The 20,689-nt window shown below is 35.6% G+C and carries 22 protein-coding genes, 1 pseudogene and 1 riboswitch; of the genes and pseudogenes, 8 read left to right on the forward strand and 15 right to left on the reverse strand.

The features are described from left to right. Positions 1-2: 2 nt before the first annotated feature. The 4 genes from M1D66_RS20250 to M1D66_RS20265 form a co-directional block, all read right to left on the reverse strand. Positions 3-1,760, reverse strand: coding sequence for a putative 2-aminoethylphosphonate ABC transporter permease subunit (locus M1D66_RS20250; RefSeq protein WP_242554724.1), 1,758 nt, complete (start codon positions 1,758-1,760; stop codon positions 3-5). Beyond that, positions 1,761-2,762 carry a putative 2-aminoethylphosphonate ABC transporter ATP-binding protein gene (locus tag M1D66_RS20255; RefSeq protein ID WP_000006189.1) on the reverse strand — a complete coding sequence of 334 codons (1,002 nt, stop codon included), beginning with the start codon at positions 2,760-2,762 and terminating at the stop codon, positions 1,761-1,763. 19 nt (positions 2,763-2,781) lie between these two features. Continuing rightward, positions 2,782-3,858: a putative 2-aminoethylphosphonate ABC transporter substrate-binding protein gene (locus M1D66_RS20260; protein ID WP_000750893.1), complete on the reverse strand. Its 1,077-nt coding sequence runs from the start codon at positions 3,856-3,858 to the stop codon at positions 2,782-2,784. 228 nt (positions 3,859-4,086) lie between these two features. Next, complete coding sequence (locus M1D66_RS20265; RefSeq protein WP_000240799.1) at positions 4,087-4,239, reverse strand: hypothetical protein; 153 nt, start codon at positions 4,237-4,239, stop codon at positions 4,087-4,089. A gap of 148 nt (positions 4,240-4,387) precedes the next feature. On the opposite strand from M1D66_RS20265, the gene M1D66_RS20270 reads away from it, so the two are divergent. Continuing rightward, positions 4,388-4,723, forward strand: a complete 336-nt coding sequence (locus M1D66_RS20270; RefSeq protein ID WP_000726024.1) for a DUF3905 domain-containing protein — start codon at positions 4,388-4,390, stop codon at positions 4,721-4,723. A gap of 38 nt (positions 4,724-4,761) precedes the next feature. Here the strand turns inward: M1D66_RS20270 and M1D66_RS20275 are convergent, their stop codons facing one another. The 5 genes and pseudogenes from M1D66_RS20275 to phaR form a co-directional block, all read right to left on the reverse strand. Next, on the reverse strand, positions 4,762-6,111 hold the full coding sequence (locus M1D66_RS20275; RefSeq protein WP_001204707.1) for a TrkH family potassium uptake protein: 1,350 nt from the start codon (positions 6,109-6,111) through the stop codon (positions 4,762-4,764). A 23-nt stretch (positions 6,112-6,134) separates the two neighbouring features. Next, a pseudogene (locus tag M1D66_RS20280) lies at positions 6,135-7,351 on the reverse strand (NAD(P)/FAD-dependent oxidoreductase). Positions 7,352-7,445: 94 nt separating this feature from the next. Further along, on the reverse strand, positions 7,446-8,531 hold the full coding sequence (gene phaC / locus M1D66_RS20285) for a class III poly(R)-hydroxyalkanoic acid synthase subunit PhaC (protein ID WP_000206336.1): 1,086 nt from the start codon (positions 8,529-8,531) through the stop codon (positions 7,446-7,448). An 84-nt stretch (positions 8,532-8,615) separates the two neighbouring features. Next, positions 8,616-9,359: an acetoacetyl-CoA reductase gene (locus tag M1D66_RS20290; RefSeq protein WP_242554725.1), complete on the reverse strand. Its 744-nt coding sequence runs from the start codon at positions 9,357-9,359 to the stop codon at positions 8,616-8,618. A 150-nt stretch (positions 9,360-9,509) separates the two neighbouring features. After that, positions 9,510-9,992, reverse strand: coding sequence for a polyhydroxyalkanoic acid synthase subunit PhaR (gene phaR, locus M1D66_RS20295; protein ID WP_000566942.1), 483 nt, complete (start codon positions 9,990-9,992; stop codon positions 9,510-9,512). Positions 9,993-10,190: 198 nt separating this feature from the next. Here phaR and phaQ point away from each other — a divergent pair, with 198 nt between their 5' ends. The 7 genes from phaQ (at position 10,191) to M1D66_RS20330 (ending at position 15,660) form a co-directional block, all read left to right on the forward strand. Beyond that, positions 10,191-10,643, forward strand: coding sequence for a poly-beta-hydroxybutyrate-responsive repressor (phaQ, locus tag M1D66_RS20300; protein ID WP_000939956.1), 453 nt, complete (start codon positions 10,191-10,193; stop codon positions 10,641-10,643). 42 nt (positions 10,644-10,685) lie between these two features. Beyond that, entirely contained in the window at positions 10,686-11,210 is a 525-nt protein-coding gene (gene phaP, locus M1D66_RS20305) for a polyhydroxyalkanoic acid inclusion protein PhaP (RefSeq protein ID WP_000448594.1), read from the forward strand. Positions 11,211-11,311: 101 nt separating this feature from the next. Next, on the forward strand, positions 11,312-11,755 hold the full coding sequence (locus tag M1D66_RS20310) for a MaoC family dehydratase (RefSeq protein ID WP_001067916.1): 444 nt from the start codon (positions 11,312-11,314) through the stop codon (positions 11,753-11,755). Between the two features lie 147 nt (positions 11,756-11,902). Further along, on the forward strand, positions 11,903-12,088 hold the full coding sequence (locus M1D66_RS20315) for an alpha/beta-type small acid-soluble spore protein (protein WP_000241212.1): 186 nt from the start codon (positions 11,903-11,905) through the stop codon (positions 12,086-12,088). Between the two features lie 109 nt (positions 12,089-12,197). After that, entirely contained in the window at positions 12,198-13,517 is a 1,320-nt protein-coding gene (locus M1D66_RS20320; RefSeq protein ID WP_000822361.1) for a TrkH family potassium uptake protein, read from the forward strand. Positions 13,518-13,555: 38 nt separating this feature from the next. Then, a riboswitch (yybP-ykoY riboswitch) is annotated at positions 13,556-13,722 on the forward strand. Positions 13,723-13,812: 90 nt separating this feature from the next. Beyond that, positions 13,813-14,607 (forward strand): TerC family protein, encoded by a 795-nt coding sequence (locus tag M1D66_RS20325; protein WP_000383314.1) that lies wholly within the window; start codon positions 13,813-13,815, stop codon positions 14,605-14,607. 201 nt (positions 14,608-14,808) lie between these two features. Continuing rightward, positions 14,809-15,660 (forward strand): formate/nitrite transporter family protein, encoded by an 852-nt coding sequence (locus tag M1D66_RS20330; protein ID WP_000893026.1) that lies wholly within the window; start codon positions 14,809-14,811, stop codon positions 15,658-15,660. 27 nt (positions 15,661-15,687) lie between these two features. On the opposite strand, the gene M1D66_RS20335 is transcribed toward M1D66_RS20330, so the two are convergent. The 6 genes from M1D66_RS20335 to M1D66_RS20360 form a co-directional block, all read right to left on the reverse strand. Then, entirely contained in the window at positions 15,688-15,999 is a 312-nt protein-coding gene (locus M1D66_RS20335) for a cyclic-phosphate processing receiver domain-containing protein (protein ID WP_001103771.1), read from the reverse strand. A 14-nt stretch (positions 16,000-16,013) separates the two neighbouring features. Then, positions 16,014-16,736 (reverse strand): prepilin peptidase, encoded by a 723-nt coding sequence (locus tag M1D66_RS20340; protein WP_000495725.1) that lies wholly within the window; start codon positions 16,734-16,736, stop codon positions 16,014-16,016. Between the two features lie 113 nt (positions 16,737-16,849). Then, positions 16,850-17,560 (reverse strand): LutC/YkgG family protein, encoded by a 711-nt coding sequence (locus M1D66_RS20345; RefSeq protein ID WP_000147187.1) that lies wholly within the window; start codon positions 17,558-17,560, stop codon positions 16,850-16,852. Continuing rightward, on the reverse strand, positions 17,560-18,981 hold the full coding sequence (locus M1D66_RS20350) for a LutB/LldF family L-lactate oxidation iron-sulfur protein (RefSeq protein WP_000061930.1): 1,422 nt from the start codon (positions 18,979-18,981) through the stop codon (positions 17,560-17,562). The genes M1D66_RS20345 and M1D66_RS20350 overlap by 1 nt, the downstream gene beginning before the upstream one ends. A 16-nt stretch (positions 18,982-18,997) precedes the next feature. Continuing rightward, a complete protein-coding gene (locus M1D66_RS20355) occupies positions 18,998-19,717 on the reverse strand; it encodes a (Fe-S)-binding protein (protein ID WP_000869148.1) in 720 nt (239 codons plus the stop codon). A 168-nt stretch (positions 19,718-19,885) separates the two neighbouring features. Further along, complete coding sequence (locus M1D66_RS20360) at positions 19,886-20,542, reverse strand: FadR/GntR family transcriptional regulator (protein WP_000594450.1); 657 nt, start codon at positions 20,540-20,542, stop codon at positions 19,886-19,888. Positions 20,543-20,689 lie beyond the last annotated feature (147 nt).

Consider the following 20,689-nt stretch of genomic DNA (forward strand, 5'->3'; position numbering starts at 1 on the left):
ACTTATCTTTTTTGCCATTGTGAAGTTCGGTTACGAAGTGCTTTCGTTCCCCATTCATATACAACTCTCACTACAATATTTGTAACAACAATAAGTACACTCATTGCAGCTGCTGACGCTACATTTCCTGCATCATCCATATTTACGATTGATACGGCAGCTAGTTTAAAATCAGCTGCATATAGGAACACAACTGCCGATACAGTTACCATTGAATTTACGAAGTAGTACATTACCATTTCTAAAATTGCTGGTAAACACATTGGTACTGTTACTCGGAAGAATGTTTTATAAAACGGAATACCCATCGACTGCGAAACAAGCTCAAACTCTCGGTCTAATTTCTTTAAGGCAGTCGTTGCCGTGACAAATGTTACAGAATAAAAATGAATGATATTTACTAGTACTAATACAGCGATTGTTCCGTATAAAGAATGAAACGGATTCGTTACTGATAGTCCAAGAATTTGAATCGTTGGTTGACTAAAGAAAAAGACATATCCTAATCCGAGTACTAAACCTGGTATCGCTAACGGCACTATAGAGAAAAAGTAACCTGTTTTTCTAAAAAATTGTAGCTGGTCTATTTTCTCAATTGCATATGCGAATACAAATGTTAAGATCGCCCCAATAACTGCTGTAACTGCTGAAACAATTACGCTATTTTTAAATGCTTCAAGTCCATCTCCTGTTAAACTTGAAAAATTAAAATGCTCAAATGTAAAACTCATATTATATGGCCATACTTTCACACTTGCAGCAATAGCAACTGCAACAAATAATAGAATGATCATAAGGGTAATCACACTACAATATATGAATGAGATTACATCTCTTTTCTTATTAGCTATTATTCTGTATGGTACTGCTTTTGAAGATAAGAAATTCGCCTGCTTTCTTTGCGTAATACGATCAACTACAAATGCGAATATAGCTGGGATTAATAAAATCATTCCGACAGTTGCACCCATCGGCATATTTTGCTGTCCAATTACTTGTTTGTATACGTCAGTAGCAAGCACATTATATTGCCCACCAACAATTTTTGGTGCCCCAAAATCAGTAAAACTAAGTGTAAACACAACAAACATTGCACTAATTAATCCGTACTTTACACTAGGTAAAGTAACCGTGAAAAATTGCTTTGTTTTACTGGCTCCTAACATATTAGAAGCTTCATATAAACGATAATCAGATCCTTGAAAGGCAATTAGCAATATGAGAAAGGCTTGCGGAAATGTATACATAACTTCAGCTATTACAATTCCTACTGGTCCATATAAAGGGATTTGTATACCTTCAAATAAACCAAACATTCCTTTCGTTACTAGCCCTTGATTACCAAATAAATATGTAAGTGCTATACCGTGCATCATCGTTGGTGCAAACAATGGTAATAACGCTACATACTGAAATACGCGCTTTCCAAAAACATTCGTACGGGCAATTGCATATGCGTAAACGAATGCGATTGCAACTGAAATAATTGTTGTTGCGCCCGAAATCCATACTGTATTTTGTAAAGACTGAACTAAAGTTGGTGTTGTGAAATATTTACTGAAATTCGATAAACCAACGAAAACTCCATCTTTATTATAAAAAGCTTGTGTAAATAGTTGTAATAGCGGTAATACAAGTATGATAAGGAAAGAAAAAATCATACCGATAATTACGAGCCTTTGGATCCATTCCTCTTTCCCTATACTTCTCTTAATCTTTTTTTTCGTACTTTCTACCTTATAGTTTTCTAACATCTCCATCTATACAATGACCTTCTTTCCATATGACAACATATGATTTTCTGAGAAAGAGATTTGAATCGGCTTTCCTTTTCTAATAGCCGTTGCTTCTACTTCTGATGCTAATATATCCACTACAATTTTCTCATTATAAAGGTGTGTGTTTTCTTCTAAGACTCGCACTTCCGTCCGATATACAGATCCGCGAAATTCCATACTTTCCACAACTGATTTAATACCGTCCTTTTGTACAATTGTTACATGTTCAGGACGAATTGCATGTTCTTCGTTATTTTTCGAAAAGAAATTAATAGAACCAATAAAATCTGCCACAAACGGATTGGCTGGTCTTTGATAAATCTCCTCTGGTGTTCCAATCTGCATAATTTCCGCATGATTCATTACAACAATTTTATCAGCCATCGTTAATGCCTCTTCTTGATCATGCGTTACCATAATCGTCGTTACTCCTATTTTCTCTTGCAAATCACGCATTTCCCTACGTAATTTTTCACGCACTTTTGCATCTAAAGCTGATAACGGCTCATCGAGTAACAAAATATCTGGAGACAGAGCGAGCGCACGTGCAAGTGCTACTCGCTGCTGTTGTCCACCAGACATTTGAGCAGGATATTTATCTTTTACATTCAGCAAATCTACAAGTTTTAACGCATCTAGCGCTTTCTCTTTCACTTCTGCTTTCCCATATTTTTTTGTCTTTAAGCCGTATTCAATATTTTCAAGTGCTGTTAAATTCGGAAATAAAGCATACGATTGGAAAACCATTCCGAAGTTTCTCTTTCCAGGAGGCAATGCTGTAATATCTTTTCCATTCACAGCTATACTGCCAGTCGTTGGTTCCTCTAGTCCCGCTAAAATGCGAAGCAACGTCGTTTTCCCACAGCCACTTGGGCCTAATAAACAAACAAACTCATTTTTTTTCACAGTAAAAGAAATATCTTTTAACGCTGTAAATGCATCAAACTGTTTTTGAATGTGTTGAATTGATAAATATTCGCTCATTTTTCTCTCTCCCACTCACTTACTTTTTCGGTTCTGCTTTTTGGCCAAACTCTTTTTCCCATTTTTCTAAAATTTTGTCACGATTTTCTGCTGCCCATTTAAAGTCATTCTTTTTATATAATTTTTCCGTAACATCTTTCGGGAATCCCTCTGGAAGTTTATAGTCATTTTTAATTGTCGCAAATCCATTTTTCTCAAAGTATAACTTCATTACATCATCAGTAATTGCCCAATCTAAAAATGCTTGCGCTAATTTATCATTTTTCGCATTATCTTTCTTAATAAGTGCGTTCGCTTCTACTTCCCATCCTAATCCTTCTTTCGGCAGTACAACTTCAACTGGTGCACCTTTTTGTTTCTCTTTTAAAGCACTATAAACCATTGATACACCGACTGGATATTCACCTGCTCCTGCTAATTTCGCTGGTTTTGAACCTGAATGCGTATAACTTGCCATATTATCATGAAGTTTCTTCATGTAATCCCAGCCTTTATCTTCACCCATAATTTGTAGCCATGCAGAAACTGTTAAAAATCCTGTTCCAGATGATGCTGGATGTGGCATAACAAGTGTTCCTTTATACTCTGGTTTCGTTAAATCTTCATATGATTCTGGCATCGGTAAATTTTTCTTCTTTAACTCTTCTTTATTTACAGCAATCCCCGTCATAAATGCAGTATTTCCTACCCATTTTTCAGGTTGCTTATCATCTTTAAATTGTGGAAGAACACGATCTGCTCCTTTTGGAGAGTATCCTTTTAACATATCTTTTTTATCTAAAGCTAATAGACTTGATGCCGCAGTTCCCCATACAACATCTGCTTGTGTATTTTTCCCTTCAGCTAGTAATTTCGCAGTAATAACTCCTGTTGAATCACGTACAATGTTCAATTTCACATCAGGATATTTCTTTTTAAAGGAATCAAGATAAATTGGTACAAGCTCTTCTTCAATGGCTGTGTAAACAGTTAATGATCCAGATAATTTGTCATCTTTCACTTTCGCTCCAGCACTTTCTTCTTTCTTTGCACCACACCCCATTAATAACGAAAATACCATTCCAGTCGCTACAGCTTTAAAGATTGTTTTTTTCACTGTTTCTCTCTCCTTTTACAAATCTTATGTACAACTCAAATATAAACAACTAGTGTAAAAGCAGTATTAAACCAACATTAATCTTTTGTTTGTTGTTTGTTTTTGTGTAATACGTTGCTACTTCTATGTTTTTTCGCATTTTTCTGCTAATAGAAAACACTAAATTTACAAATAATTAAAAAAACCTTTATAATCCCACAAAAAAATGAGGCGTTTGTAAAAAACGCCTCATTTTTGTTTCCCTTTTTTTGAATTACGATTAGCATACTTTGCGCTATTTTCTCCTTCATACTCTAATGCAAATTCTGCATCTGGTAAGCTTTCTTTCGGAGTTTTATTATTATTGATTGCCGCATTTTGTTTCACTTTTCTTTTTACCAATACATTCACCTGCTCTCAAGAAATCACTTTCCACTCTAGTTTGAAACAACTTAAAATAATTATTACTGGCAAGTGTTAACAAGTACATAAGAGGCGTTCGATGGAAATACTACATATGAAGAAACCATTATAAAAAGGAGCGATGATTTTGAAGAAAAAAGAAAAGATTCAATCACCGATTTTAGACGAAACGCTCCCGCATCAAATGAATTTTCCATCTTTTAAAGGAACAGGAAAAACGATGCAACAACCTTTTGTGAATCAATATGATGTTGTAATTGGAGACAGTAAATATAATTCCGAGAACAGTCCGCTTAACAATTGGAGTGATGAAGTAGATCCTGCCATTATGGCTGGTGATGAGTGGATCCATCCTACAAATGATATTGGCTGGATTTCAGAAGAAAATCAAGAATTGCTAAAAAACGAAGCGGATAATAAAAATGAAGCTTTTATGCATCCACAATTTGGCATTAACGACTAAAAAACCATTCTACCTAACGTAGGTAGAATGGTTTCATACTATCCAATAATAATCCGCTCTTTCGGGTATTTATAGCGAGGTGGTTGTTCCCTTCCACCACTAGCTAAAATAAATGTTAAAATGCCAACGCGTCCGATAAACATAAGCACAATAAGTACAAGTTTCCCAACAGTTGTTAAATCAGGCGTAACACCTGTTGATAGTCCCGTCGTTCCGAAAGCAGAACAAACTTCAACAATTAAGCTCATAAGCGGTACATTTTCCGTAATAGATAAAATGAATAGCGCAGTAGCACATAACAAAATCCCCATCGTCATAACGACAGATGCTTTCAGTACATCCTCTTCATGTAGCTGACGTTTGAAGACTCTAACTGTTCTACCACCCCTTGCAAAGGTGTATAGTGACAATATACTAACAGCAAATGTTGTTGTACGTATTCCGCCCCCAACCGAACTTGGAGATGCCCCTATAAACATTAATATACTCATAAATAAAAGCGTCGGTTGTGACAATTCACGTATATCCATCGTAGCAAGTCCACCACTTCGCGTCGTCACAGATTGGAATAATGTATAAAAGACAGTTTCATGCCATGACTTTCCTACTAAAAAATGATTTCTCTCCAGTAAAAAAATCATAATTGTACCAACAACAACGAGTGCAAAAAATGTTGTTGTCGTCAATTTTGTAAATAATGAAAAACGGAATAATTGTTGTCTCCTTTTACTAAGGAATTGTTTCACTTCCATTAGCACAGGGAAACCAATCGCTCCTAAAATAATTAGTAACATATGAATCATTTGAACAATATAATCTTTTTTATAAGGAATTAATGATTGTCCTGTTAAATCAAATCCGCCGTTCGTAGTCGCACTAACAGCTGCAAAGAAACCGTGAAAATAAGCTTCTTGCCAAGTCGGAAAGTAAAGTAAAAATCTTGTACCTAATAGGATTGCTCCAATAAGTTCTATTGAAATAATTACAATCAAAATAGAACGCATCAATTCTACAAGACCCGATAAATTCCCTTGATTATGGTCTGCCATAATTAATCTTCTTCTTTGCAAACCAATCTTTTTCCCCGTAATGATCCAAACAAATGTACCAAGCGCCATAATTCCTAAGCCGCCTAATTGTAGAATAAGGGCTAAAACAATAATTCCTGCTGTAGTAAACGTATCTGAAATCGTAATAACAGACAGTCCCGTAACGCTTACCGCACTAACCGATGTAAAAAGCGCATCTATAAATGTCCATTTCACACCAGGCTTCGTAACAAACGGTAAACTAAGCAATATCACCGATACAACTACTGCTAACAAATAAAACAAAACGATGAGTTGTACAGGACGTAATTTTTGTAAAAACTTTTTTATATCTCTCATTCCATCACTTCGCTACCTTTTTTCTATCGATTAAATAAAGAAAAATCTTTACTTTCTTTATTTGTAAGTAACTGCTCAAATAATTTGGCAAAGACCATTCCATATACAGTTCCATTACCTCCATACGGCAATGCGTAAAACAAATTATGTATCTTTTCGTCTTCTTTTAAAATGGGGAGACCATCATGAGTACCACCAAATGCAGCTGCCCAATAGTAGTCTGCCTGTATATTTTTATACTGCGGGAACATCTCTTTTACAATATTAATAAGGATATCACGCTTATGCAATAATTTCGTATCACCAATTGTTTGAATTTGCAGCGCTTCATCTAATCCGCCTACAATAATGCGGTTTCGATACGTTCGAAAATATAAGTAGGGCCGTGCCGTTTCCCAAATTAACGATCGCTCATGCCAGCCTTCAAACTGATTTATTTCATTTGTTACAATTGCATAAGAGGTGTCTACTGTTGTATTTTTTCTTTCTTTCTTTCTTTCTTTCTTTCTTTCTTTCCAAAAAGCGCTTCATAACCTGTCGCCATAATAATATTCTTTGCTACAATTTGATTTCCTGTTTTCGTGTAACAAATTAAATCATTTTTGCGTTTCTTTATATGTATTGCCTCTGTATGTTCATATATATTAGCTCCCATTTGATTTGCTTTATGCAAAAGACTGTGCGCTAATAAATACGGATTCACCTCGGCATCACCGTGTGTATATAATGCCGCTTGTTTTATGAAAGGATAACGTTTCTTAATATCAGATTCTGTAAAATACTCAACAGGAAATCCATAATTCTGTAACGTATTGTACTCCTCTTGTAAAAATGAAACATCCTCACTTTTACTTGCATAATATAAACTACTTCTCGGAATAAAATAGGGATCAATATCGAGAGTAGGTACCACTTTCTCCATTGTCCGTAACGCTTCGTAACACAGTTTATATGCTCGTACCCCTTTTTCTTCACCAAATATATGGATAAGTGAGGTTAACGATTTATCATGAAGAAACTGTAATACACCTACATTTGCAAATGTACTACCACATGCAATTTCTCTTTTTTCAATAAGCATTACACTCATACCTATTTTCGCTAAAGAATACGCTATATGGGCACCTGCTTCGCCACTTCCGACTACAAGCACATCACATATCATATCATTTCCTAACGGTGGATAACAAGGTACTGAAACTCCTGTATTCCAAAACAACTTACCTGTCATAAGTTTCATAATTATACTCCTAAAATATAAATTTCTCCTTTCTATGTTTTGTTATTTTTCATAAAAAAATCCAACTAACATAGGCTAGTTGGATTTTTTATTTTTAATTAGAACGCTCTTCAAGCCAATTTCCAATCGTCGGATATGTTTGTTTTACAGCTGTTCCACCGTAAACGATAGACATATGCCCTGTCGGTAAACATACATATTGTTTATCTGTGCTAGAAATATGGTCTAGTAATGCTTCTACTTGACATGGCAAAGCGATATGATCACGTTTCCCGGAAATATTTAAGACATTCGCCTTAATATTTGCAAGATCTACCTTTTGTCCGCGAATAACGAGTTCACCCTTAACCAATTTATTATTTTGATAAAAATCACGAATCCACTGTCTGTATGATTCACCTGGGAACGGAATACCATCACCAACCCACTTTTGAACCAATCTCCAGCTTTCGACGAAGCGTTCATTCTCTGAACGATCTACTAGAGCAACATATGGACCAACAAAGTTCGTAATTGGCTTTAACATTTTGTTTCCGAAATCAATCATTTCTGGCGGAATATTTCCAAATGTATCAACCGCTTTATCTAAATTGAAGTATTTCTCATCTAATAAAGGACCATACAATCCTGTTTCAGAGAAATCAAAAGGACTTGTCATGAAAATTAAATTACGAATTGGCATGTGCGGATGAAGCGCTGCATAAATAGAAGTTAGCGTTCCACCCATGCAATAACCAAGTAAAGAAATCTCGTCCGATTTTGCAGTTCGCATTACTTTTTTTACTGCTTTTGCAATATAATCAAACACGAAATCATCAAATTTCAAATGACTATCTTCTAAACCAAATGTGCCCCAATCAAGCATATATACATCAAAACCACGATCCACTAGATATTCCACTAAACTATTTCCAGGAGTTAAATCCATAATATATGGTTTATTAATAAGAGCATATATTAACAGAATTGGAACTCTTTGTGTTTTTTCTTGTTTTGGAATGTAGCGATAAAGCTTCGTCTTATTCTTCGTCCAAATAACCTCTTTCGGCGTTAATCCGACTTGCGGCTCTGGTTCACGTAATAAAATTTCACTCGCCCTTTTCACTCGGCGGTATGCTTTTCGGTACTCTTCTGGGTATAGCTCTAATTGCTTTTCCCATTCTGTTGCGAATGTAGTCATTTTTCTATCTCCTTTTTGGTCGATTTCCTTCTTAAAAAAAAGAAGTGCATTCCTGCTATGGATATGCACTTTTTTCTTACTTCATTACATATATAATCCGCCGTTAATGTTTAATTGTTGACCTGTGATATACGCACCGTCACGGCATAGGTATACTACACCTTTTGCAATTTCATCAGCTTGACCAAAACGTTTTTTCGGGATTTTTGCAACGATTTTTTGACGTACTTCTTCTGGTACTTCTGCTACCATTTCAGTATCAATAAATCCTGGGCAAATAGCATTTACAGTGACATTTGTTTTTGCAAGTTCTAACGCTAATGATTTTGTAAATCCTAACATCCCCGCTTTTGCTGCTGAGTAGTTTGTTTGGCCAAATCCACCTGCTTGACCAATAATAGAAGAAATGCTAATAATTCTTCCTTCTTCTGCTTCCGTTATGTATGGAAGAACCGCACTTGTCGTATTAAATACGCTGCTTAAATTCACGTCAATTACGCGCTCCCAATCTTCACGATTTAACTTTTTGAATGTACGGTCTCTTGTAATACCAGCATTATTAACAAGAATATCAACTTTACCAAAATGATTCACAGCTTCTTCTACAAGTCGGTTTGCATCTTCTACTTTAGAAACATCCGCTTGCACTGCATAAACGTCATGTCCGTCTTTTACTAATTCATTTACTAAATTTTCAGCTGCTTCTTTACTGCTATTATAGTTAATAACTACTTTCGCTCCCTCTTGTGCTAATGCTACTGTAATTGCTTTTCCAATTCCTTTTGCTCCACCTGTTACGATTGCTACTTTTCCATTTAATTGAACCATTTCTTTTCCCCCTTAAATGAATTTGTGAACGATTGTTATGAATCATTTTGGTACTCATACTATAGAGTCCATATATAATTATGTTTCGCTGTTTATACGTGAAAAGAGATTCTCCCTCTCTCTTTTATCTGTTATAAACAAGCGCTTTTATCATTTTTTATTTTCTGGTTTATTCGCAGGCTTTACCTCTTCTTTTACAGGTACTTGTAGTTTAGCTAGTACTGCATTTTGCTTTTCTAGCAATTCTAAAATTTGATCTACTTTTGTTTCAAGCGTACGAATATCTTGTTTTACTTTCGTCACATCACGCTTTAATGTAGGAGCTTGCCCTAAAGAATCTACTTTCTCCTCTAGAAACTCCTCAATGTTATCTACTTTATTTTCTAAGTTAATAACAAGCGTAGCCACTCTTGCGATATCCTCTTTCGTCGGCACATTTACTTGTTCTAAATAGTTTTTTGTCGTATCATTTAATGCTTTTTGATAAAACAAATTCAAATCTAGAACGCTGCCCATCCAAGCAGAATATTCTTCTGTTTTAATTGTTTCATTGAGCGCTTTTCCCCAAAATGTTTCGGTTTGTTCATAAGCATTTTTCCATGCTTGTAGTGGATCGAATTTTTGATCAATCACTTTACCTACACTCCTTTTTTCGTTTTTGAAACAATTCAACCTATTCACTATTTTCTAATATTCTGAATAAAACTTCAAGTCTATATTTTATTTTTTTCTATTTTCTAACAAATGTGTTGACTTTAAAAACAGATAGGTGTAAATTGCACTTATAAGCAAAAAATTCCATCTAACTGATTCATGAGGTGATGCACAATCATGCTACAAAATGAACCAGAACAACGCGAAAGTTTGGAGAGCAACCAAGCGAAACAACCAAACTCCATGCCAAAAAACTTCTTAGTTCCCTTCTTACTTCTCTGTCTAAAAGACTGGAGTCTTCATGGTTACAAACTTATTCAAATGCTAATGGATATCGGCTTTTCTTCTGTTGACCAAGGTAATGTTTATAGAACACTACGCAAACTAGAAAAAGAAAACCTTATTTCTTCTACTTGGGATACAAGCGATGGAGGGCCAGCAAAAAGAATTTATTCTTTAACTGAATATGGAGAGCAATATTTAACAACATGTGCGACTTCTTTTGAACATTATCAAAATATGTTGCGAACGTTTTTCACGTTATACACCAATGCATTCTTTCCATTTTCTACTTCTCCAGAAAAGGATGAAACGGATTCTTCATCTTCACCTGGTGGTACAGCAGAGTAATCTGCGTTCACAATATGCAAAAAAACATTTGGGGGTCAAACAATGGAAACTAAACCATACGAATTAGTCGATGCATTTTGGAAAAACTGGTCTCAATCACTTTCCCTTTTCTCTTCAGCTGGGAAGCAATTAGAGCAACTTACTTTAGAAACATTAAAACAACAACAAGACGCTTTGCATAAATTAACATCAGGAGTAGATGAACTAGAAAAAGAACTACAACAACTCACTGCTCAGTTCAATAACCAATATACAGATTACGTGAAACAATTAACTGGAAACTCCTTAAATGATCAAATTAACGAGTGGCAGGACAAATGGAAGGAACTTTCTGCTCATATGCATCAGCTTACTGTTTCTCCTACAAAAACATCATTGTCAATTCTTACCCAAACAAGCGGCCAATTTGAAGAAACAACAAAACAATTTATTGAGCAACAACAATTACAACGTGAAGAGGCTCAAAAACAGTTAGAGGGTTTTTTGGAAGAGTTCAAGTCAAAACAGTTGGAACTCGCAAAAAAGTTCGAGGAAAACTCAAAAAATCTATTTACTTCCATCAAGTAAGAAAAATGTGGGAGCTAACCGCAGCACAAACAAAACTCTTTCTTCCTCCTACTACATCAAGATGGCTAACATTTTTCGATATGGAAAAGAAGGAGGACAAAATGAATCCATTTCAAGAAGCACAAACTGTTCCGGAGCTTCGCTATGATGAGATTCAAGTCGGTGATCAAGCATCCCTTACAAAAACAATTACAGATGAAGATGTTATCAATTTTGCAAAATTGACTGGGGATGTGAATCCTATTCACATTTTAGATTCTTTTGCAAAAACGACAATGTTTAAAGAACGTATTGCTCACGGTATGCTCGTTTCGAGTTTTATTTCTACCATCCTTGGAACGAAACTCCCAGGCAAAAATACGATTTATTTATCTCAAAATGTTTCATTCCGTGCCCCTGTCAAAATCGGTGATACACTTCGCGTTGTGGCAGAGGTTATTAAGAAGCGTGATGATAAAAAAATCATTACGCTACAAACAAACATATATAATCAATCAGATGATATTGTCGTGGAAGGAACAGCGACAATACTAAAAAAAGAGTAGCAAATTTGCTACTCTTTTTTCTATCCAAGAACTTCTAATCGCACCGATTACTTCCGCGTATGAGTACGTCGTTTCCACATAAAATAACGTTACCAGTTTAGATAAGAACTTAGCTGAACTGGACTACTCATAAGGATGTGTATCAACATGGTAAAAACAAACAAATTATTAGTTCCAGGTGCAGAACAAGCACTTGAACAATTTAAATATGAAATTGCACAAGAATTTGGTGTAAGCTTAGGATCTAATACAGCATCTCGTTCTAACGGTTCAGTTGGCGGTGAAGTAACAAAACGCCTTGTTGCTTTAGCTCAACAACAATTACGTGGATAATAATATAACATATGGCTTAGAGGCAGATATTCTCTGCCTCTTTCTATTTTCAACATACATAATGGTGCTTTTTCACATACTAATCAAAACGAAAGGAGCGATCTGTAAAATGAAACGGATTAATATTAGCATGAGCCCTCCCCGCGTTCTTACTTTGTCTTTTCTTGTATTATCAGTTGTCGGCACATGTTTATTAAAACTACCCATTGCTACGACAACGTCCATTTCATGGCTCGATGCCTTATTTACAACCGTTTCCGCTTGTACTGTTACTGGGCTTGGTGTTGTAGATACTGGAAAAGTATTTACTTTGTTTGGACAATGTGTCATTTTAACGCTTATACAAGTTGGCGGGCTTGGCATTATGAGCTTTGCTGTCTTAATTGCGATTATGCTCGGAAGAAAAATCGGTCTTCAAAATCGAATTTTACTGCAACAAGCATTAAATCAAACGAATATCGGCGGCATCATCCGTCTTGCCAAAGCATTATTTTTATTCTCTTTTACAGTCGAATGTATCGCTACTATAATTCTTTCTTTTGAATGGGTACCAAAATATGGGGTTATGAAAGGGATCTATTATAGTTTTTTCCATTCAATCTCAGCCTTTAACAATGCTGGCTTTTCTGTGTGGAGCGATAATTTAATGTCCCATTCTCATAGCATTCTTGTCAATCTCGTCATTTCCTCTCTCATCATTTTAGGTGGAATTGGTTTTACAGTAATCGTAGACATAAAAAGAAAGAAAAACTTTAAAAACCTTACACTACATTCAAAACTTATGCTCTCTTCTACTCTAATCGTCAACATTATTGCTACCCTTTTTATTTTTATATTCGAGTTCCATAACTCCCTTTCTATGAGAGGTTTTACCCCATTTGAAGAAGGATTGGCCTCTTATTTTCAAGCAATTTCAACGCGAACTGCCGGGTTTAATACTGTTGATATTTCTACATTGTCAAAACCTTCTCTCCTATTAATGATGCTCCTTATGTTTATTGGTGCTGGTAGCGCTTCAACTGGTGGTGGGATTAAGTTAACAACATTTTTAATCATATTTTTTGGCGTATTTAAATTTTTACAACAACAAGAGGATATTGTCGTATTTAAAAAATCCATTAAAGATACTCTCATTGTCAAATCATTAACCATTACTATTATTTCAATTTCATTTATCTTTTTTGCTATTTTAATTTTGAGTATTACTGAGCGAGTTCCTCTATTGATGAGTGCTTTCGAAGTATTTTCAGCATTTGGGACTGTTGGCCTCAGTATGAATTTAACACCCCACTTAACTATAATCGGAAAAGCTATTATTATCTTTATGATGTTTTTCGGGAAAATGGGTCCTTTAACATTGGCTTTTTCATTTGCTCGTAAAAAGAACCTGAAAATAAAATATCCGAATGAAGATATTTTAACAGGTTGACAACCGTATAAATTATCCATATAATGAGAATACAATAACATATCTCCAAAGGGGAGTAGCGTCCAAGAATATTTCTTGGAAACAAAGTCGTCATTACGTAGAACTTAGTTCTTCCGGCTTTGTTGGCATTTTTTATTACATATGTCTAGCAAGACCTTTGCCTATTAACGGCAGAGGTCTTTTTTGCATTCACTTCCAGATTCTTCCAAAGTTAATAGGCAGGAGTATGGGGAAACTAAATAGTGGGGAAATTCTTCACTTATTTAGAACTTATAGAAATGAGAGGAGAATGTACATGGATGTATCATTATTATTGGAGTATGGTTGGGTATTACTCATCCTAATTGCACTTGAAGGGATTTTAGCAGCTGATAACGCTCTTGTTCTTGCAATTATGGTAAAACATTTACCAGAAGAAAAACGAAAGAAAGCACTATTTTATGGATTAGCGGGGGCATTTGTTTTCCGATTTGGATCGTTATTTATGATTTCGTTCTTAGTCGATGTATGGCAAGTGCAAGCAATCGGTGCCATCTACCTTATGTTTATCGCTGGTAATCACTTATTTAAAACATATGTTAAAAAGAACACAGATGAAGAAACAGAAGAAAAAGAAGCAAAGAAAAAACAAGAGAACTTTTGGTGGACTGTATTTAAAGTTGAGGTTGCTGATATCGCCTTCGCAGTTGATTCAATTTTAGCTGCTGTTGCACTAGCAATGACTTTACCAAAAACAGGATTAGGTACAATTGGTAGTCTTGATACTGGACAATTCGCTGTTATCTTTGTAGGTGGACTTATCGGATTAATCATTATGCGATTTGCAGCAACTGCTTTCGTACAAATCTTAAAACGTAAACCAGGACTTGAAACCGCAGCATTCTTAATTGTAGGTTGGGTTGGTGTGAAGCTAGCAGTTTATACATTAGCACACCCTGCATTAAATGTAATTCCACATTCATTCCCAGAATCCACTCCGTGGAAGCTTACATTCTGGATTGTATTAGTCGGAATCGCAGTTGGTGGTTGGTTCTTCTCAAAAGAAGTAGAAGTAAAAGTAGAAAAGAATTTAGACGAAAAAGCGCTGTAATTACAGCGCTTTTTCTTTTTCTTTCTTCCTCCCAATGTCCAGAAAAAATTCCATTATACTACCTTTTGTAAACGCTTTCTTAATGTATGTATGTCCTTTTTGTGAAACATTGCACAAACTTATTGAAAGTGAGAACAATTCCATGTACTTTATTTATATAAGGAGTATTTATAGAAGATTTACTAAAGGAGCGTATTACTCATGCTAGAACAAGGACTAGATTATGTTGTCAAACTGGCTAAAAGCAAAAAGAAAATACTAGATACAAACCCAATGCAATATTTCATTCGTGCTGCACTTGCGGGTATTTATATCGGTTTTATTATTGTACTATGTTTTAAATTAGGTAACTTTTTTCACATTGCAGATTCACCAGCAACTTATTTAGCTGCTTCTATGTTTTTCGGGATTGCTCTCGTACTTATTATATATGGCGGTGCTGAATTGTTTACTGGGAACACAATGTACTTTACTGTAGCAACTTTAAGAAAAGAAACAACGATTTCTGATACACTACGTAACTGGGTTGCTTGTTATGCAGGTAACTTAGCCGGCGCGTTATTCTTTGCCTTACTATTTTACGCAACTGGAATTTTTGAAGCAATTGATCACGGTCACTTAATGAGTAAAGTCGTTGAAGGAAAGATGAACACACCTACAATGCAGTTATTCTTTAAAGCCATTTTATGTAACTGGCTCGTATGTCTTGCTTGTTTCTTACCTTCTCAGGTTAAAGGTGACACAGCAAAAATAATAGTCATGATGCTACTTGTTTTCACATTCTTCTTATCTGGTTACGAACATAGTATTGCAAACTTATCACTCTTTGCTTTATCTTTAGTTTCACCGCATCCTGAGACAATTTCTTTTTCAGGTGCTATTCATAACTTAATTCCTGTTACAATCGGTAACATTATTGGCGGATCAGTATTTGTCGGTATGGTATACCACTACTTAACAAAGAAAACACCTGAAGTTCAACAGGAAGAAACTGAAATCGCAGCAGCTCAACAAGAAGAGATTATTCCTTTACAAGCACATATGAAACATTAAAAACTCCAAAGTTTTACTTTGGAGTTTTTAGCTTCCCACGTATTTAACAACAAGGTGAGGATTAATTTCTCCTTCTTCTTTTCCCTTATCCATTCTCTGTTTCATCTTGTGCATACCGATGACATCATTCGTATGAAGGTGAATTTCATTCACATATAATCCCTCTGTACAAAAAGCTTCTACAAAATCTAGTCCATTTTTTGCTCTCCACCCCATATTAAAATCAAGGGAAAGAATATTCACATCATAATTCCGAACCATTTGCAAGGCACATTCTACCGTAGTTGCGGACACATACCCGAACGGGCAACTTCTTTGATCATCCATATATACGTTCATTTTTGACTCCCTCTCTAATTTGAATATGCGGCCAATACATAACACATTGCCCCAAGACTAATAAAAGGACCAAATGGAATTGGCTTTCCTACTTCTATACGTTTTAATACGATACCAATCCCGAAAAAACAAAGACTAAAACAAGATGCTAAAAATAAAACGATAAAAACTCCCTTCACTCCTACTATAAAACCAAGTAACGAAAGTAGTTTTATATCTCCTCCGCCAAGCCCTTCTGGATATATCTTTTGCATGCAATATAACAAAAGGAATATAACACCACTACCAACTATACTATCTGTCCAAGTAACTAATTGTACAAAAATACTTTCGAGAATGAGTAAAACGGCAAACGAAATTAAAATACAATCAGGAATTAACATATATAAGTAATCTGTAACTGAAATAATAAGAAGTAGCGAAAAAAGGGATAAAATGATAATAAGTTCTCGTTCTATTCCAATCATATACACGGTAAGAAGAAATATACTTCCTGTTATACATTCAAATGCTACATATATAATTGGAATTTTCCTCTTACAATTCGTACAACAGCCTCTTTGTATATAAAATGAAATGATGGGGATTAGTTCTTTTGGCCTTAGCACATATTTGCAATAATAACAATGTGAACGCGGGGTAATAATAGACGCACCTAATGGAACCCTCACCGCAACTAACATAAAAAAAGAACCAAACACCATCCCTGCTAACAGTGCATATAAATAAGTGAACATCCCTTCCTCTCCTTTCCAAAAAAACATAGCAAAAAAAGGAGAGAACTTCTACTTCATATTATCCTTTATTCTACTAAAAAAGCAGGCCATTTTCCGGCCTGCTTTCCCCTCTTTTATACGATGAAATATACTGCTTTTAATGGTCCATGTACTCCGACAACAAGATTCATCTCAATGTCAGCCGAGTTACTTGGCCCTGTAATAAAGTTAATACAAGATGCCGCTGTCTCCCCATTTTCTACGCGTGAGTTCATATCCTGAACTGCTTGTGTAATACGAGGCACAAGTGTTTCACGTGGAATAATAGCAAAATATACAGTCGGTAAAAAGTGTAAAGAACGTCCCTGCCCTTTATGACTTTGTACAACAATTGTACCAGATTCGGCTAATGTATAATCACTAAATGCAATACCAATATTCGCTTTTTCAGCTAAACGCATATTTTCGTCTTTTCTCTCTGGATCCCATACGTTTACTTCAACGTCTCGCTTTGGAAGTTCTTCTTTAAATAAAGATGTTAAACCATATGCATCAAAACGATCATCTGCTGATAATAAAATAGGTCCCCCGCCGTTTTCCATGATTACTTTTTGAAGGTCTTCACCTAAACGGTCATTTGTCGTTTCTACTACAGTTGTATGAATGTTTGTACATTGCTTTTTAAACACTTCTAGTAATTCTTCTTGTGAATAATCTTTTAACGTTTCTATATTCACATTACTTTTCCATACTGGACGCTCTACACCTTCTGTTTTACGTGCGCGCCCAAGTTCTTTTGCAATGTTATCTAGAAAGGCATCACGGTTTTGAATTAATCCTGTCATTATTTATCCCCGCCTTTCTTATGATCTTTATACCAATCACGGAATCGTTCTTTACTTGGAGCTGGGAATTCACGAATATCCGTCCAGTTTTTAAGTGGTCCAACACCTTTTGATACACGATTACCAGATGTAAATGGACTCATTGCCGCTGGTGCCATTTTTGAACCCATTTTATATAAAGCAGCTGAAGAAGCACCCATACTAAACATTTTCATCGCTAGTTTTTCTGCAAGTGGTGCACGACCTTCTTGCTCAACGATGACTTGACGATGTTTTAATAATAAATCATGCAATGGAATTTTTACTGGACAAGCTTCTGTACATGCTCCGCATAAACTAGATGCATAAGGAAGCTCTTTGTAATCATCATATCCACCTAGAAGCGGTGTTAATACCGCACCGATTGGTCCTGAGTAAATCGATCCATATGAATGTCCACCAACGTGACGATATACAGGACATACGTTAACACAAGCAGCGCAACGAATACATTGTAATACGGAACGGAATTCAGATCCAAGAATTTGAGAGCGACCATTATCAACAACCACTAAATGGAATTCTTCAGGTCCATCAACTTCCTCTTCTTGAATTGGTCCTGCTACTGTTACATAACTTGTTAATTTTTGACCTACTGCACTACGACATAGTAAACCAACTAAAACATCTAATTCTTCCATTGTCGGAACCATACGTTCCATACCCATTACCGCAATTTGTGTTTTAGGAATTGACATAACAAGATCTGCATTACCTTCATTCGTTACTAAACAAAGAGATCCAGTATTTGCAACAGCAAAGTTACAACCAGTTACACCAATTTCTGCATCCATAAATTTCTCACGAAGTTGTTTACGAACAAACTTTGTCATTTCATATGGGTCATCAGAATTTTCATAGCCTAGCTTTTCTTTAAATACATCGCGAATTTGCGTTCTATTTTTATGAAGTGCAGGTGCAATAATATGTGAAGGTGGATCGTTATCTACTTGCAAGATATACTCTCCTAAGTCACTCTCTAACACTTCACAGCCAATCTCTTCAAGCGCATGGTTCATACTAATTTCTTCTGTTACCATCGACTTTGATTTTACTACTTTTTTCGCTTGTTTCTTTTTGGCAACGTCTTGAATATACTTTGCAGCTTCCTCTTTCGTCTTCGCAAAGTACACGTGTCCGCCTCTTTTTGATACATTTTCACTTAACTGCATTAAGTAATAATCCAGATTTTCTAACGTATGTTGACGAATTTGTTCACCTAGTTCACGCCACTCTTCCCAGTTTCCTAATTCATCTGCAGCTTTTAAGCGATTCGTATATAAACGCGTTTGTGCAGAAGATACTGCTCCGCGCATAAACGAATCTTGAATTCCATCACCAACGCGATCATTAAATTTTTTCTCACTGATTTTCATAGACATAGCTTATGTTCCCCCTTCATGAGCGACTATTCAGTACCTCAGCAATATGCATTACTTTTACTTCTTTTCCTAAACGCTCAATACGTCCGCCAATGTTTAACAAACACCCACAATCTGCACCGATTAAATAATCTGCACCTGTTTCCATGACACTATCTACTTTTTCGTCTACCATTTGCTCAGAAATTGGAGTCATCTTAACTGAAAACGTTCCCCCAAACCCGCAACAATTTTGCACGTTTGGCAAATCTCTCACAGTTAATCCTTTTACATTTGATAATAAAATTCCTGGTGCTTCTTTTACTCCAAGCATACGCGTCATATGACATGATTTATGAATAGTAGCTATCCCTGGTAAACTTGCACCAACATCTGTAACTTTTAAAACATCTACAATAAACTGTGTAAATTCATAAGTTTTATCAGCAACTTTTTGTGCACGTTTAGCCCACTTTGGATCATCTTTGAAAACATGCGGATACTCATGAAACATTGTCGCACAAGAACCAGATGGCGTAACAATATATTCTGCATCTTCGAAAGTTTCAATCATATGTTTCATCGCTTCTTTTGCTGCTTCTACATGGCCGCTATTATAAGCAGGCTGACCACAACAAACTTGTGCTTCTGGAAATTCAATTTCACAACCTAAACGCTCCAACACTTCAACTGTTGCTTTGCCGACATTTGTTTCAAACATATCGACTAAACAAGTAACAAATAAAGTAACTTTCATAACTATTACTCCCCCTTTTTACAACTTCACCAACAAACATATGGTCATCAGATGACTTAGTAGAGAAGAAATAGGCTCAACCATGGCCTATCCTCTCCCTCTTCTAAAGAAAACGCTTACTTAATCTTTCTCTATTTTATCAGAAAATTAAATTTTTAAAAGATTAAATTACGAATTTATATCGTTTTTACCTGTGACAATATGTTCTACATTTGTTAAATGATCTAGCATTGCTTGCTGCGCTAATTCTACATCTTGTTTTAACACCGCATCATATATAACTTGATGCTCTTCTATAAGTCGTTCTGATGTCGTTTGTTCACCATATAAAATAATGCGTCTTGATTCACCAATTGTTTCAGCAATCATCTCTGAAACATGATTCATGAGTTCAAGCAAAATGTTATTATGCGAAGACTCTGCAATTCCCATATGAAATTGAAAATCGGCTTTTTCGCCAGCCTTTTCATCTCCAATGCTCTTTGCCATTTCATCTAACCAATGTTTCATATTTTGTAAATTATCTTCCGTACGTTTTGCCGCCGCTACTCGAACTGCCCCCACTTCAAGCACCTTTCGTACTTCTAATAAATTCAAAATATCTTCTTTCTTCATTAATAATCTATTGTTTAATGATTTCGTTAATGAAGAAGAATCGAAGTTCTTCACATATGTACCTTCTCCTTGTTTCATCTCAATTAAGCCCATCGCTCTTAGCGCACTTAGCGCTTCACGAACAGCAGATCTGCCAACTTGAAACTGCTCAGCTAATTGATGCACAGGGAGTAGTTTGTCACCAGGTTTTAACGTACCATTTTTAATCATTGTTAAAATAGCTTCAGATACTTCTTCGTAAATTTTTTTCGGTTTAATAGATTTGTACTCCAGTTAAATCACCTCAGTATCTTCCAAACAACAATTGAAACGATTTATAAGAACTTTGCATCATAACTATTTTAGACCGAATTGATA

The organism is Bacillus sp. PK6-16 (genome assembly GCF_056530295.1).